This window comes from Bradyrhizobium sp. BRP22 (assembly GCF_020194175.1).
Lineage (GTDB): Bacteria > Pseudomonadota > Alphaproteobacteria > Rhizobiales > Xanthobacteraceae > Bradyrhizobium.
Window position 1 is genome coordinate 60,629 of record NZ_JADYVX010000033.1, and the last position, 13,736, is coordinate 74,364.

Genomic DNA, 13,736 nt, shown 5'->3' on the forward strand with positions numbered 1-13,736 from the left:
GACGATACTGCCCTGATGACAGTGCGATCAGAGCGGCGAGAGAGCCAGATGACAGGATCTTTGCTGCGTTCACATCCGCTGGCTGCATCGGCCGCGTTCCGTTTCGTTCGCCTTTGCAGCTTTTCTCTGGCTCGAATTGAGATTACCCGACCCATATGCAACCTCCGACTGCGATGCTCAGTCAGAGCTTGGGCCCGCCGCGTTACGTGGCAATTTCAGAGCAAGACGATTGCGATTACCTTCGTAACGCGCGCCGAAGCGAGGTGCAGTGGCTGGAGAGCGGACGTAGGCGACAAAGCCCTTCGGCCGCCGTCACACGCCCGTGCGATTGGCTACTTCAAAATCATGAAAGCAGTCGTTCACAGACGACGATTTCAAGCGGACGCATTGGTCGGTTCCGACATTGTCACCCGGTTCTTTACGCTGGGACGCTCCTGCATCCTCGCCCACCAGGCTTGCAGAGCCTCGCACTCCGCGGGCACCGGCAGCTTCACGAGCCCCGCAAAGATCAAACCACCGATGACTGTGATGTCGGCCATCGAAAACGACTCGCCGGCGACGAACGGCTGTTTCCTCAGAACGCGATCGAAGTAGTGCATCCCCTTGAGGGCTTTGTCGCGCTGACGGAAGCCCCACTCGGCGTTCTGATAAATCTCGACGTCGGGTCCAAGCCCCGGTGTGGCGTGATGGAAATAGACACTAATGGCATCGAGCAGCTCCAGCTCGGCGCGCTTGCTCATCATGTGGATCAAGCCTTTGTCGCGCGGCGTCCGACCGACGAGCGTGGGGGCGCCATCAAGCGCGTCGAGATATTCGGTAATGGCCGTGCACTCGGCAATGAAGGTGCCGTCGTCGAGTTCGAGTACCGGCAGCGTGCCTGAGTAGTTCTTGGCGAGGAATTCAGCCTTCTTGTGCTCGCCTTTCCACAGATCGACCGTCACGAACTGGACGCGCGATTGCAGGCCCTTCTCGGCCAGAGCGATCCGAACGCGAGCCGGATAAGGGCCCGTAGGCCAATCATGAATCTTCATCGTCATCCTCACCTATCCTACCTAACACTTGGTAGGTTCGAACCATATCGGCCGTGGCTTGCGCGGTCAATACCTATCTGTCACTTGGTAGGCAGCAAATCGAGAGGCGGTGAAATGAGTTCAAGTTCCAAGGAAGCCATCCTGGCGGCCGCCAGACGGACCGCCCAGGCGCGTGGCTACAATGGCTTGAATTTCCGCGATCTCGCGGACGAAGTGGGCATCAAGGCTGCAAGCATCTACCATCATTTCCCGAGCAAGGCCGATCTCGGCGCAGCGGTAGCGAAGCGCTATCGGGAGGACACGGCGGCTGCGCTCGATGCCATGTTGGACGAATCTTCGGATCCAGTGCGCTGCCTGCGCCAATATCCCGATACGTTTCGCAAGGCGCTCCAGAACGATAATCGCATGTGCCTCTGCAGCTTCATGGCCGCCGAATATGACGACCTGCCGGAGCCGGTGAAAAAAGAGGTCCAGGCCTTTGCCGATGTCAATGTGGCGTGGCTGAGCAGGATCCTGTCTGCTGCGGGCGTGGTCCGTGCGGAGGAGAGCGAACCGCGCGCTCGCGCCATCTTCGCCGCCATTGCCGGCGCTCAGCTCTTGGCGAGGAGCCGTTCGGACATCTCACTCTACGACGCGCTGATCGGCAGCTATCGCGCGGCGGGTCTCCTGCCGGCATAGGCGGTGCAAATCTTCCATGGTCAATGTGCGGCATGGAGGCCCAGCGAACACTGCCCGCGCTTGCGTCGAAAACCGCGACTGGTTTCGCGTCACCTCTTGCGCGCCACAATATAAAGACGGTTGTCGTTGCCTCTCGTTGCGTGACTTTCAGTAGCAAGAATGTCGAAGTGCCTCGCAGCACAGTCGCCTCCTGGTGATCTATCTTATTGATAAATAACGATATAGATCGTCAACTTGCGCGGCTATTGGCGGCAAATGGCGGGCCGCGAACAATGAAGATGGGCACTATGTCTGGACCATAGCCACCTAAAGCACGCTATGGCTCTCTCATGAGCGAGCTGATCCGTTCGGCATCCTCTGTCGTCGCCGGATCGCAGGTCGCCATGCTGAGGCGTATCTGGCCCTGTGGGCAGTCAAGGCTGAGGCCTTCCTGACTGCGTTTCACGATGAAAACAGCCACGATCGCCGCCGCCAAGCCTGAGGCCGCGCCGACGCCAAGCGCCCAACGCGGCCCAAAATGGTTGGCCACCCAGCCAACGATCGGCGCCCCGATCGGCGTTCCCCCGAGCGCGACGCCGACGCGTAGCGCCATCACTCGCCCGCGCATAGCGGGCTCGGTCGAAAGCTGCATCAGGCTATTTGTCGTATTCGTGAAGGTCAGCGCAGCTACACCGATGACGACGAGCGCGGCGGCGAAAAACCAGTAGCCCGGCGCGACGGCGGCCAGCGTGCAGCCGATCCCGAAGACCGCGGCACCTATCAGCAGCAAGCCGAACCGCGGCCTGTCGCGGCCGGCGCCCAACAGCGCACCCGCCACGGTGCCGATCGCCATGAGCGACGACAACAGGCCGTAGCCGCGCACATCGGCGTGGAAGACGCTGACCGCCATGGTCGAGATGAAGATCGGGAAGTTCAGGCCGAAGGTCCCGATCAGGAACAGCATGATGAGGATCGCCTTGAGGTCCGGACGTCCCCTTACATAGCGAACCCCCTCGGTGAAGCTGCCTCTTGCCCGGTGCGCCCTTGCATTGGGATGAAGCTCGGAAACGCGCAGGAAAGCGAGCGAGATCAGCACCGCGACAAAAGAGGCGCCGTTGACCAGAAAGGCCCAGCCGGTCCCGATCGCGGCGATGAGGACACCGGACACGGCCGGTCCGATCATCCGCGCGGCGTTGAACGAGGTTGAATTGAGCGCCACCGCGTTGTGCAGGTCGTCATCCCCGACCAATTCCGCGACGAAGGTCTGACGCACCGGCGCGTCGAACGCCGCAGCACAGCCGAACAGAAAAGCGAAGACGTAAACCTGCCAGAGCTGGACAGTGCCGGCGAGGGTGAGCGCCCCGACCGCCAGAGCGAGGGCCCCCATCGTCGCCTGCGTGGCGATCAGCAGCTTGCGCTGGTTGAAATGGTCGGCGGCGAAGCCGGTCCAGGGCAGCAGAAGCAACTGCGGCCCAAACTGCAGCGCCATGACCAGCCCGACGGCGGACGCGTCGTGATGGGTCAGCTGGGTGAGCACCAGCCAGTCCTGGGCCGTCCGCTGCACCCAGGTGCCGACATTGGAGACGAAGGCGCCGCCGGCCCAGACCCGATAGTTGAATCCTCGCAGAGACCGGAAGACGCCCGAGACGAGGGCCTTCACGAGAGCTCTGGCGTGTTGCCGCCATTGAAGCGGCCGAAATGCCGCGCAGAAAACAGCGCGATCAGGAATGCGCCGGCGCCGAACGCGGTGACGTCGCCTGTGTCCCTCAATGCAAAATCACCGACGCGGCAGACCAGCACGTAGCCGACGACGATATTGAAAAAGCCCCAGACCGCATTGATGGTGGAAGAAGAAAAACCTTGTCCGGCCGGCTTGGCGAACGGGCTCTGAAACGGCCGACCCATCATGCCGCTGATGAAGTGGGGAATCGCGTTCGCGAGGAAGACGCCGCCAAAGAAATAGGACAGGAGCGAAAGCCAGGGCATCTCAGGCGCTCCTTGTTGTCAGCAGCAGGTCGATGATCTCTTGGCTCGTGCCGGTCTCGCCGAGCCGCGGGAAGACGTTCTTGAGGCTGTAATCGTGGGCCTCTGGACGCATGTCGGTCATGGCGTCGATGGCGAGGGTGACATTGAATCCTTGCTCATAGGCTTGGCGTGCGGTCGCCTCCGCACCGGTTCCGGTCGCCACGCCCGCGATCACCACCTGCGTGACACCTCGTGCCTTCAACTGGGCTTCGAGATCGGTGCTGGCGAAAGCGCCCCAGGTCCGCTTCGTCACCACGATGTCGCTGGGTTGCTGGTTCAACTCAGGGATAAGGTCGGTCCACCCGTCCGGAAGGGATCTCGTTTGACGCGGCTGTTCCGTGCGGCCGGGGGCGCCACCGGCGACCTTGACGAGCGCTACGGGCAGGCCGCGCTCGCGGAAAGCGTCAGCCAGCGCGCACGCCCGCTCGATGACGTCCCCAGCGGGATGGATAAGGGGCAGGCTGACGATGCCCTTTTGCAGGTCGACGATGATTAGGGCGGTGTTCGGATCGAGCGCGGTCAACGCCATGGGATTATCCTGTTGAAATTCATGATGTGTTTGGTGGGCGTAAGCCCACGAATCGCTTCAGTCGTCGACAAGCCGCCTGAGCAGTTCGACGGCCTTTGCAACCTCGTCCTGTTCCTGCGGCGAGAGTCGCGCCTGGAGCGTGCGGGTCAGCCAGTCCTGTCGCGCGGCGCGCCCCTCTTCGACCCATTTGCGACAGGCCTCCGTGAGCGAGAGGAGTGTCTGCCGTCCGTCCGTCGGGTCCGGCGCTCCGCTCACGAGGCCAGCGCCCTCCAGTGCGGTGATGACGGGTGCTATCGACTGCGGGCGCATCCCTTCCGCCCGGGCAAGGCTCGACGCCGTGGCGGGGCCGTCCTTCTCCAGGCGAAGCAGCACGGATATCTGCGACGGTGTCAGATCTCCGACATGCGCCTGGTCGCGTAACCGGCGTTTCAGTTTGCCCAGCAAAGCGCGAAGGTCCTGAGCCAAGGCGGAGAGGCGTGCGGTTCGATGATAGTCCGACCCGATGTGCATGCTCGGCATGTACCATATACACAGGTAAACTGTAAAGATACTCTGTACAGATTACCTGCCAATACGTACGGTATCGCTGGGGCGGCAATCATTCACACTTCTGCGATGACGGCTGCCCGCAAAACCTAATGAAAGCTGCAATGGCCCCTTGAGCGCGCTGTGGTGCAGACCCGGAGACCGTCGATCTGCATGACGGGAGGCTGGCGATGTCCGGCCCCGTCAAGACCAGGATACACCGATGCGATGATCGGCGGCGTTGCGTAACCGGAGAGCTATCGCGCGCTGCCGGCAAGCACTGGATACGATGGAGTGCCGCCGGATACTGCGGCGTAGACTGGCGGAGAGGGAGGGATTCGAACCCCCGATAGGCTTGCACCTATGCCGCATTTCGAGTGCGGTGCATTCAACCACTCTGCCACCTCTCCCGGTGCCAAAAAAAGGTGATTCCTCACCCTCGCGGTCGGGGCGTGTTCTAGGCGAGGATGTGGGGGGAGACAAGGCGGCGGAAGAAGATTCCGCCCTGCCAAACCAGCCAAAGGAGCGCGAAATGGAGCATTTGACGGTGAAAGCCAATGGCGCGGCGTTCCATGTCGCCCGGAGCGGGGCCGGCAAGCCGCTGCTGCTATTGCATGGCTGGCCGGAATTCTGGCTGACCTGGGAGCCGGTGATGGGGCGGCTTTCCGAGCGCTTTGCGCTGATCGCGCCCGACCTGCGCGGCTTCGGCGACAGCGACAAGCCGGACGGTCCGTATGGACCGGAACAGCACGCGGACGACATGCTGGCGCTGATGGATGCGCTCGGGATCGAACGGGCCGGCGTGGTCGGCCATGACGTCGGCGGCGCCGTGATGCAGCCTCTCGCGCGCAAGGCGCCGGAGCGGATCGCGGGGCTGTTCTTCTTCGACTTCGTCTATCCCGGCATCGGGCCGCGGATGGCGGCGCCGGACAGGCTGAACCACATCTGGTACCAGTCATTCCACCAGATGGAGATGGCGCCGAAGCTCGTCGGCGCGACGCGCGAGAGCTGCCGTCTCTATATCGGGCATTTCCTCAAAGGCTGGTCGCATCGCCAGGATGCATTCGACGATGTGCTGGACGCCTTCACCGACAACTTCCTGAAAGCGGGCAATCTCGCCGGCGGCTTCGCGCACTACCGCGCTGCGCACGCCGCGCGCGTCAGGATGATGCAGGGCGAGTCGCCGTCACTGCCCAAGATCACGGTGCCGACCTGCATCCGCTGGGCCGAGCACGATCCGCTGTTTCCCTATGCCTGGACCGACCGGCTCGGCGAGACCTTTGCCGACCTCGATCTGAAAATGTTCGAAGGCACGGGACATTTTCCCCATCGCGAAGCGCCCGATCGCGCCAGCTTCGAGATCTCCACGTTCTTTTCGCGGATCGGATGGATCTGAAGCGGGAGAATCAGGTTAGGAAGTGTGGGTGGGACCGCCAGACGCGACAAAAAATAACTGGCGGTCCCGTGCCGCTTCATCGAAATGCTGGCCGGGGAAGTGCGGCTTCGCCGGTCAGCGGAGCGACGCCGGCACCGTAGCAATGGGCGCGGAAACAGCCAACGTAATGTCGGCCTTAACCTAACCTTTAAACGTTACTGCACCCGGATTTCCGAGAAGTCGCCCGTAAACCTACGGGAAGATGACGGCGGTGTAACAAGAAGGTGCAGGAACTGTAGGGTAGGCAAGATGCGCGCTCTCGTCGCAATGCGCGCAGCTATGCACTCTTCTTGGTTTTCTTCTCGCCGTTGTTTTTCCCATTCTTCTCGGCCTTCTCAGTGGAGTTCTTGCCGTTCTCCTTGCGGCGGTTGGTGAAACGCGCATTGCCGAGGCCGGTGCCGATCGTCAGCACGCCCCAGCGCTCGACGTCCTGCATGAAGGGGACTTCGGAAAGCCCCTGCACCACGCCATCATTATGCATGACGATCGCGGTGTCGTGCTCGCCGATCTCCGGGATCTGCTCGACCAGGCTTGCGGGCAGGTTGAACTTGCTGCTCTCCCAATTGCCCGGCAGGTTCTGCGCGCCCTTCTCGATCGAGCCGTCCTCGTTGATCACGCCGGGGCAGGCGATGCCGATGAAGGGCGCGAGCTTCAGCCCCTCGCTCTCGGCCTTCGCGATCAGGTCCTGCAGCATCTCGACCAGATTCTTCACCGCGGCTTCGCGCGTTGGCGTTTCATCGGCATGACGCCACAGTTCGGATTTCCATACCGTGGCCTTGGAGAGGTCCGGCGCCTTCTTCCAGCGCGTCTCGACCACGCCGCAGCGGATGTTGGTGCCGCCGATGTCGACCGCCAGGATGCTGTCATGGGCTTCGAAGATCCATGACGGCGCCAAATGCAGGCAGCCGATCAGGCCGGCCTCGTCGGGGTGATAGCGGATCGGCAGAAGATCGACCTTGAACTTCTCATCCTTGAGGATGATCTCGGTGCGAGCGATCGCGAGCTCGCCCAGCCTGGAGTCGCGAAAGCCGCCGCCGACCACGATGCGCTCGGTCTTCGCCCAGGCCTTGGTCTTGAGGAAGCGCCGCGTCACGTAAGCGAGCTCCAGCGCGAACTCCTCGATCGCGCTGTGGACCACGGCGGACGCCTCGGTGTCGTCGCCGATCAGCATCGCATCCAGCGTCTTCTTGCTGACCTGTTCGGAGGGCTCGTCGCCGAACGGATCCTCACCCGACTTGCGCAACGGCTTGCGCCAGCGATCGAGGATTTTGCGGAACGCGGTCTTGCTGGCGCGGTCGCCGAGAAAACCCTCCTCGTCCTTCAGTTCGATGTTGAAGCTGTCGACATCGACCGACGGCAGACGCGCCGCGCCGTGGCGGGCGATTCCCGTTGTCAGTGCCTGTTCATCGGCCATGAGGTTCGCCCCCGGTTGGAACCGGGGAATAACAATCGGAAGCGGGTTTGGTTGCGCGATGGTGCCAGGGCCGGGACGTCGCAGCCCCCCGAAGGCCCAATCAGGCGGCGAGCCTCAGGATCTTGACGACGTCGGCCGGCTCGCGGATCGGCTGCGGGTTGGAGCGGGTGAAGATCGACAGCATCGCGTTCTTGCCGATCAGCTCGAACCGGTCCTCGCCCACCCCGACGTCGGCCAGCCGCTGCGGCAGGCCAAGCTTGGCGATGAACGCCGCGAAGGCCTCGCCCGCATCGAGGTCGGGTACGCCGAACGCGGCCGCGATCGATTTCTGCGCCTGTTCGGTCGCCGGACGGTTGTAGCGCAGCACGCTCGGCATCATCACTGCCGTGCAGAAATAGTGCGGCACGTCGCAGGTGCCACCCAGCACATGGCCGATCGCGTGGCTCGCGCCCATCGGCACCCGCCCCTGCAGGCCGAATGCCGACATCCAGGAGCCCAACTGGCAATTGACGCGCGCGGCTTCGTCGTTCGGATTCTCCCTGGTACGCGAGAGGCCGTCATGAAGATAGCGCAGACCCTGCAGGCAGACGGCATCGACCAGCGCATTGCCGCGGATCGAGCAGATCGCTTCGATGCCGTGATCCATCGCGCGGGTGCCCGAGCCGAGCCACAATTTCTCCGGCGTGTAGCGCGTGATGGCGGGATCGAGGATGATGGTGCGGGGCATCATCATCGGATGATTGAATATCTGCTTCAGCTTGCGGCGCGTGTCGGTCACCAGCGTGCCGGAATTATATTCGCCGCCGGACAGCGTGCTCGGGACCGCGATCATCCGCACCTTCGGCGTGCGGAACGGGCCGAAGCGGCGCTCGGGCGTGGTCTCGAAGCCGTCGAGCCCGGCAGGATCGAAGATCTCGTGCTCCATGCACATCAGCACGATCTTGGCCGCATCCACCACCGAGCCGCCGCCGATCGCGACCACGAGATCGGCGCCGGCCTCCTTGGCGTGCTGCGCGGTCTGCACCACGACGTCGCGCGTGGTGTGCTGCGGGATGCCGTCGAAGGTCGCGGCATAACGGTCGCCGAGCGCGGTGCGGATCTTCTCGATCTCATCGGTCGTGGTGTTGAGCGTACGGCTCACAATCAAATAGACGCGCCTGGCATCGAGCCGCTCGGCCTCCTCGCGTAGCGCCTCGGCCGCGGGCTTGCCATAGATGACGAAATCCATCGAAGGATATTGATAGCTGCCCGCGCTGTGCATGTTCGGCTCCCTTGAAGTCTATTTGGTTGAACAGGTCCTTCGGCTGGCTCTCTTGCCTCCCGCGCTTGCGGGGAGGGCTTTCTCCACTCGCGAGGTCGCCCGTGGAGAGACCCTCACCCCAGCCCTCGCAAGCGGGAGAGGGAGCGCAGCGTCGTCAGGCCTGGAACTTGGTGAAGTCAGGCGGCCGTCGCTCGGCGAAGGCGGCGAACGCTTCGCGGGCTTCGGGCGTCTTGAGCCGCTCCTTGAACAGGCTGCCTTCCTCGGCCATTCGCGCCGCGATTCGCTCATGGTCGCGCATCAACTGCTTGGTGAGGCTGAGCGAGCCCGCCGGCCGCTTGGTCAGCGCGATGGCCGCATCCAGCGCCTTCCTGCGCAGCTCCGCCTGCGGCACCACTGCATTTGCCAGCCCACAGGCCAGCGCCGCGGATGCTTCCAACGGCTCGCCGAGCGCGAACATCGCGTAGGCGCGGGCATGGCCGATCCGGAGCGGCAACAGCAAGCTCGACGCCGCCTCCGGCACCAGCGCGAGATTGACGAACGGCGTGATCAGCCGCGCATTGTCGGCGAGATAGACGAGGTCGCAATGCAGCAGCATGGTGGTGCCGACGCCGACCGCATTGCCCTGCACGGCGGCAACCAGCGGCTTCTTCGCCTTGCCGATGGTGGCGATGAAGCGATGCGCGCCGCCCTCGACGGAATTGTCCCCGCCGCGGGCCTGGCCCGCAAAATCGGCGAGGTCGTTGCCCGCCGTAAAGCTGTCGCCGTCGCCCTGGAACAGGACCACCCGGACGGACGCATCGGTTTCGGCGCGGTCGAGCGCGTCCGACATCGCGTCGTACATCGCCGTGGTGAGCGCGTTCTTCTTCTCGGGACGCTGCAAGGTCACCGTCAGCACGCCGTCGGCGACCTCGGTCTTGACATGCTCGCTCATGATCTGCTCCCGCCCCTCGCCGTTACCACTTCTCGCCGAACGGGCGGATTTCCAGCTCAAACGTCCAGGCGCTCTTCGGCTGCTGGTAGAGCTGCCAATAGGAGGCCGCGACCGACGCCGGCGGCATCAATAGATCGGGATTGTCGAGCGCGTTGGGGCCGAGGGCCTCTAAGCGCCGCTGCCGCACCCATTCGGTGTCGACGCCGGAGTCGATGATGAGATGGGCGACATGGATGTTCTTCGGCCCGAGTTCACGCGCCATCGCCTGCGCCACCGCGCGCAGGCCGAACTTGGCGCTGGCGAAAGCCGCGTAGCCCGACCCACCGCGCAGCGATGCCGTCGCGCCGGTGAAGAAGATGTTGCCCTGGCCGCGCGGCAGCATCAGCCGGGCCGCCTCGCGCCCGGCGAGGAAACCGGAATAGCAGGCCATTTCCCAGACCTTGCGGAACACGCGCTCGGTGGTCTCCAGGATCGGGAAGTTGACGTTGGCGCCGATGTTGAAGATGCAGACTTCGAGCGGCGCGTGCTTGTCGGCGTCGTTGAGGAAGGAGATGATCTCCTCCTCCTTCCGCGCATCGAGCGAGCGAGCATGGATCTCGCCGCCGGCCGCCTCGATCTCCTTCACCAGAGGTTCGAGCTTGGCGCCGTTGCGGCGCCCGGCGAAGATCGTGAAACCTTCGGACGCAAATTTCTTGGCGATCTCGCCGCCGATAAAATCGCCGGCCCCGATGACCGCCGCCGTCGCATTTCTCTTCTGCATTGGCCTCTCCCGACTGCTGGTTGCAATGAATTGACTTTCGGTGGCGCTGCTTTTTGTTTGAGCATGATCTTTTCGGAAAACCGGTTTCCACTTTTCCGGATCATGCTCTAGGAGGTCCGCAGCGACTCCGCGAGTTTGTGCTTCAGGATCTTGCCCGTCGAGGTCGCCGGCAGCGCGTCGAGCAGGATGATCTCCGACGGCCGCTTGTAGGAGGTGAGCTGCGGCGCCACATGCGCCATCAGGTCCTGCGCCGTCGCCTTTGAGCCCTGCAGCAACTGCACGAACGCCACCACTTCCTCATTGCCCTCGACCGGCCGTCCCACCACGGCGCACTGCACCACGGCGTCATGGGTCGAGAGCACCGCCTCGATCTCGGCCGGATAGACGTTGAAGCCGGAGCGGATGATCATCTCCTTGGTGCGGCCGACGATGAACAGGCAGTCACCTTCAAAACGCGCGAGATCGCCGGTGTTGAACCAGCCGTCAGGGTCGATCGCCTTCGCGGTGAGATCGGGCGCGCGATAATAGCCGCGCATGACATTGGCGCCGCGGACATGGAGCTCGCCGACCTCGCCGTCGGCCACGAGCCGGCCATCGCGGCCGACAATCCGGGCCTCGAGACCGGGCAGCAGCGTGCCGACTGCATGGTCGTCTCGCGGCGCCTCCGGGCGAACGCCGGAAATTCCGGGCGAGCATTCGGTGATGCCGTAACCGTTGAGCAGCGGCAGCCCGAGTTCCTGTTCGACCCGCGATTTCAGGTCGAGATCGAGCGGCGCGCCGGCGACTGAGATCACGCGCAGCGCGCCTCGGTTCAATTTCGACAGGCCCGACGTCCGCTTGTATTCGAGCAGGCGCTGATAGGTGGCGGGAACGCCGTTCAGGATGGTGATGCCTTCTTCCGCCATCGCCTGCACCAGCGCCGCCGGATCATATTTCGCGACCAGGCGGACCGCGGCCCCTGTCATCAATGTCATCGTCAGCAGCGAGATGCCGACGATGTGCGAGATCGGCAGCACGCAGTACTGCACGTCGTCCGACGTCATGTTGCGCAGCGCCGCGGTGGTCTTGGCGCTGAACAGGAGATTGCGGTGCGTCAGCATCACGCCTTTCGGCGTGCCCGTGGTGCCCGAGGTATAGATGAGCACGGCGACCTGGCTGGCGCCGCCGGGTTCGACCGGCTCGGGCGAGGTCATCTCATTCAGCGCGGACACGCCGATGCCATAGAGCGGGCCGACATCCTGCACCGGAGCCTCGTAGCGCACGGCATGTGCGGCCGCTTCCCTGGAGACATCGGCGGTGAAGAAGGCGCGGCGCGCGCCGCTGTGATCCCGGATCTGGTCCAGTTCGCGCGGCGACAGCCTCGGGTTGGCCACGATCGCCCAGGCATCGAGCCGGCTCGCGGCCAACAGCAGGCAGGCGAGCGGGATCGAATTCTCGCTGACGATCATCATGCGATCGCCGCCGCGGACGCCAAGCGCACGCAGGGCGTCCGCGGTACCGCCGATGGCGCGGTCGAGTTCGCGATAGGTCAGGCTTCCGTTGTCATCGATCAGTGCCGTGCGGTCCGGCGTCGCCGCGACGTGCCGATCGATCACTTCATGGATCCGGTTCGGCAGACTTGCCAGAATTTCGGCCGCCGGGGCCGCCTGCTCCACTGTCGTCAATGCCACCTCCCGCTGCTACAGCCCTTGTTCCGGGTCTTGTCGTGAACTGGTTTGCTCAGAGTCCCTGCCGCCTCGCGCAGCCTTTCGCTGCGGCAAGCTGCGCGACGATTTCTTCCTCGACCTCGCGCACGCGATCCTTGCCGAAGAACATCTCGTCGCCGACGAAGAAGGTCGGCGAACCGAACTCGCCGCGCGCCACCGCATTCCCGGTGTTCTGGATCAGCTTCTTCTTGACCTCGTCCTGCTGGATGCGGGCGAGCACGCGGTCGATGTCGACACCGGAGGAGAGGAACGCGTCGCGGAAGATCTGCGGATCGTCCATCTTCTTCGGCTCGACCCACATGTGATGGTAGGCCGCACGGAAATAGGGCTCGAACAATCCCTCGAGCTCGGCGGCGATGACGCCGCGCATCAGCATCAGGGTGTTCACCGGAAAGAACGGGTTCTGCTTGAACTTCGTGATGTTGTAGCGTCGCAGGAAGCGCTCGGTTTCGAGCGTGTTGTATTCGGGCTTGTTCTTGATCCCGCGCAGCGAGTCGAACGGCGACATGTTGCCGGTCGCCTTGTAGACGCCGCCAAGCAGCACCGGGACATAGTCGAACTTCACACCGGTGCGCTTTTCGATTCCCGGCAGGACGAGCTCGGCGAGATAGGCGTTCGGGCTGCCGAAATCGAAGTGAAACTCGACCTTGAGCGGAGCAGCCATCGATCGCCTTTCGTTGTGCCACGCGGCCGTTGCCGCGATCGGTTGCGATCTCGGCTTTAAAGTTCTATTTTAGAACTGTCAATAGCGGATAGCGCGCGGCAGTAACGGTCGGCACACAAGCGGTTGAACACTCCTCAGTGCCGAATTAGAATGAATCCCGCTGCGCCGACTGCAGGTGACTGGAGACATTGATGAAATGGGACACGCTTGAAGAGGAGCCGTGCTCACTGGCCCGCACGGTGGCCGTGATCGGCGACCGCTGGAGCCTCTTGATCCTGCGCGAATGTTTCCTTCGCAAGCGGAGGTTCGAGGCGTTCCAGTCCTCGCTCGGCATCACCCGCCATCTGCTCGCCGAGCGGCTGAAGAAGCTGGTGCGCTTCGGCGTGCTGCGCCGGATTCCTTACCAGGACTCGCCGAAGCGCTACGAATACATCCTGACGCAGAAGGGTCTCGACCTCTATCCGATCATCATGTCGATCGTGCACTGGGGCAACGTCCACATGGTCGATTCGCGCGGCCGTCCGATGCTGCATCAGCACAAGAACTGCGGGCACATGTTCGATCCCGTGATGGTCTGCTCGGAATGCGGCGAGCCGCTGACGGCCAAGGCCGTCCATGTCCATCCCGGCCCCGGCGCACGCCAGACCTCTCCGGTGCACGCCATGGCCGCGGATGAGCCGAAGGCGAAAGCGAAGACCGGGACGTAACTGGAGGTGCGCTCCCTCTCCCGCTTGCTGGAGAGGGCCGCGAGCGGGAGAGTGAAACCCTCAAAACCGGGCTGAAATCGCTCCAAATCCT

At 63.5% G+C, this 13,736-nt stretch carries 14 protein-coding genes, 1 tRNA gene and 1 pseudogene; 3 read left to right on the top strand and 13 right to left on the bottom strand.

The window, feature by feature from the left end; translation table 11 throughout:
* Window positions 1-374: 374 nt before the first annotated feature.
* Window positions 375-1,031, bottom strand: a complete 657-nt coding sequence (locus I6F35_RS30810; protein WP_225121433.1) for a glutathione S-transferase — start codon at window positions 1,029-1,031, stop codon at window positions 375-377.
* Between the two features lie 114 nt (window positions 1,032-1,145).
* On the opposite strand from I6F35_RS30810, the gene I6F35_RS30815 reads away from it, so the two are divergent.
* Window positions 1,146-1,709 carry a TetR/AcrR family transcriptional regulator gene (locus tag I6F35_RS30815; RefSeq protein ID WP_225121398.1) on the top strand — a complete coding sequence of 188 codons (564 nt, stop codon included), beginning with the start codon at window positions 1,146-1,148 and terminating at the stop codon, window positions 1,707-1,709.
* Between the two features lie 89 nt (window positions 1,710-1,798).
* Here I6F35_RS30815 and I6F35_RS30820 read toward each other — a convergent pair.
* From I6F35_RS30820 to I6F35_RS30845, 6 genes and pseudogenes are all read right to left on the bottom strand, one after another.
* A pseudogene (locus I6F35_RS30820) lies at window positions 1,799-1,876 on the bottom strand (SAM-dependent methyltransferase); the annotation flags it as partial.
* A 149-nt stretch (window positions 1,877-2,025) separates the two neighbouring features.
* Window positions 2,026-3,348, bottom strand: coding sequence for an MFS transporter (locus tag I6F35_RS30825; RefSeq protein ID WP_225121399.1), 1,323 nt, complete (start codon window positions 3,346-3,348; stop codon window positions 2,026-2,028).
* Window positions 3,345-3,674 (bottom strand): hypothetical protein, encoded by a 330-nt coding sequence (locus I6F35_RS30830; protein ID WP_225121400.1) that lies wholly within the window; start codon window positions 3,672-3,674, stop codon window positions 3,345-3,347. The genes I6F35_RS30825 and I6F35_RS30830 overlap by 4 nt, the downstream gene beginning before the upstream one ends.
* A 1-nt stretch (window position 3,675) precedes the next feature.
* Window positions 3,676-4,242 carry an isochorismatase family protein gene (locus tag I6F35_RS30835; protein ID WP_225121401.1) on the bottom strand — a complete coding sequence of 189 codons (567 nt, stop codon included), beginning with the start codon at window positions 4,240-4,242 and terminating at the stop codon, window positions 3,676-3,678.
* Window positions 4,243-4,299: 57 nt separating this feature from the next.
* A complete protein-coding gene (locus I6F35_RS30840) occupies window positions 4,300-4,752 on the bottom strand; it encodes a MarR family transcriptional regulator (protein ID WP_225121434.1) in 453 nt (150 codons plus the stop codon).
* A gap of 335 nt (window positions 4,753-5,087) precedes the next feature.
* A tRNA-Ser gene (locus I6F35_RS30845) sits at window positions 5,088-5,177 on the bottom strand.
* 122 nt (window positions 5,178-5,299) lie between these two features.
* On the opposite strand from I6F35_RS30845, the gene I6F35_RS30850 reads away from it, so the two are divergent.
* Entirely contained in the window at window positions 5,300-6,163 is an 864-nt protein-coding gene (locus I6F35_RS30850) for an alpha/beta hydrolase (RefSeq protein WP_225121402.1), read from the top strand.
* 316 nt (window positions 6,164-6,479) lie between these two features.
* Here the strand turns inward: I6F35_RS30850 and I6F35_RS30855 are convergent, their stop codons facing one another.
* From I6F35_RS30855 to I6F35_RS30880, 6 genes are all read right to left on the bottom strand, one after another.
* The gene (locus tag I6F35_RS30855) at window positions 6,480-7,616 is read right to left on the bottom strand and encodes an ROK family protein (protein ID WP_225121403.1); all 1,137 of its coding nucleotides are present in this window, start codon (window positions 7,614-7,616) and stop codon (window positions 6,480-6,482) included.
* A 100-nt stretch (window positions 7,617-7,716) separates the two neighbouring features.
* A complete protein-coding gene (locus I6F35_RS30860) occupies window positions 7,717-8,877 on the bottom strand; it encodes an iron-containing alcohol dehydrogenase (RefSeq protein WP_225121404.1) in 1,161 nt (386 codons plus the stop codon).
* Window positions 8,878-9,031: 154 nt separating this feature from the next.
* Window positions 9,032-9,808 (bottom strand): enoyl-CoA hydratase-related protein, encoded by a 777-nt coding sequence (locus I6F35_RS30865; protein WP_225121405.1) that lies wholly within the window; start codon window positions 9,806-9,808, stop codon window positions 9,032-9,034.
* A 22-nt stretch (window positions 9,809-9,830) separates the two neighbouring features.
* Window positions 9,831-10,568 (bottom strand): SDR family oxidoreductase, encoded by a 738-nt coding sequence (locus I6F35_RS30870; RefSeq protein ID WP_225121406.1) that lies wholly within the window; start codon window positions 10,566-10,568, stop codon window positions 9,831-9,833.
* A 107-nt stretch (window positions 10,569-10,675) separates the two neighbouring features.
* Window positions 10,676-12,223, bottom strand: a complete 1,548-nt coding sequence (locus I6F35_RS30875; RefSeq protein ID WP_346283220.1) for an AMP-binding protein — start codon at window positions 12,221-12,223, stop codon at window positions 10,676-10,678.
* A 64-nt stretch (window positions 12,224-12,287) separates the two neighbouring features.
* Window positions 12,288-12,938, bottom strand: a complete 651-nt coding sequence (locus tag I6F35_RS30880) for a 2-hydroxychromene-2-carboxylate isomerase (RefSeq protein ID WP_225121408.1) — start codon at window positions 12,936-12,938, stop codon at window positions 12,288-12,290.
* Between the two features lie 191 nt (window positions 12,939-13,129).
* Between I6F35_RS30880 and I6F35_RS30885 the strand changes: the two genes are divergently transcribed.
* A complete protein-coding gene (locus I6F35_RS30885; protein WP_225121409.1) occupies window positions 13,130-13,645 on the top strand; it encodes a helix-turn-helix domain-containing protein in 516 nt (171 codons plus the stop codon).
* The last annotated feature ends 91 nt before the right edge of the window (window positions 13,646-13,736 follow it).

Coding starts and splice junctions, on each gene's coding strand:
- I6F35_RS30810 (WP_225121433.1), bottom strand. CDS start 1,031: ATGAAGATTCATGATTGGCCTACGGGCCCTTATCCGGCTCGCGTTCGG.
- I6F35_RS30815 (WP_225121398.1), top strand. CDS start 1,146: ATGAGTTCAAGTTCCAAGGAAGCCATCCTGGCGGCCGCCAGACGGACC.
- I6F35_RS30830 (WP_225121400.1), bottom strand. CDS start 3,674: ATGCCCTGGCTTTCGCTCCTGTCCTATTTCTTTGGCGGCGTCTTCCTC.
- I6F35_RS30835 (WP_225121401.1), bottom strand. CDS start 4,242: ATGGCGTTGACCGCGCTCGATCCGAACACCGCCCTAATCATCGTCGAC.
- I6F35_RS30840 (WP_225121434.1), bottom strand. CDS start 4,752: ATGCACATCGGGTCGGACTATCATCGAACCGCACGCCTCTCCGCCTTG.
- I6F35_RS30850 (WP_225121402.1), top strand. CDS start 5,300: ATGGAGCATTTGACGGTGAAAGCCAATGGCGCGGCGTTCCATGTCGCC.
- I6F35_RS30855 (WP_225121403.1), bottom strand. CDS start 7,616: ATGGCCGATGAACAGGCACTGACAACGGGAATCGCCCGCCACGGCGCG.
- I6F35_RS30860 (WP_225121404.1), bottom strand. CDS start 8,877: ATGCACAGCGCGGGCAGCTATCAATATCCTTCGATGGATTTCGTCATC.
- I6F35_RS30865 (WP_225121405.1), bottom strand. CDS start 9,808: ATGAGCGAGCATGTCAAGACCGAGGTCGCCGACGGCGTGCTGACGGTG.
- I6F35_RS30870 (WP_225121406.1), bottom strand. CDS start 10,568: ATGCAGAAGAGAAATGCGACGGCGGCGGTCATCGGGGCCGGCGATTTT.
- I6F35_RS30880 (WP_225121408.1), bottom strand. CDS start 12,938: ATGGCTGCTCCGCTCAAGGTCGAGTTTCACTTCGATTTCGGCAGCCCG.
- I6F35_RS30885 (WP_225121409.1), top strand. CDS start 13,130: ATGAAATGGGACACGCTTGAAGAGGAGCCGTGCTCACTGGCCCGCACG.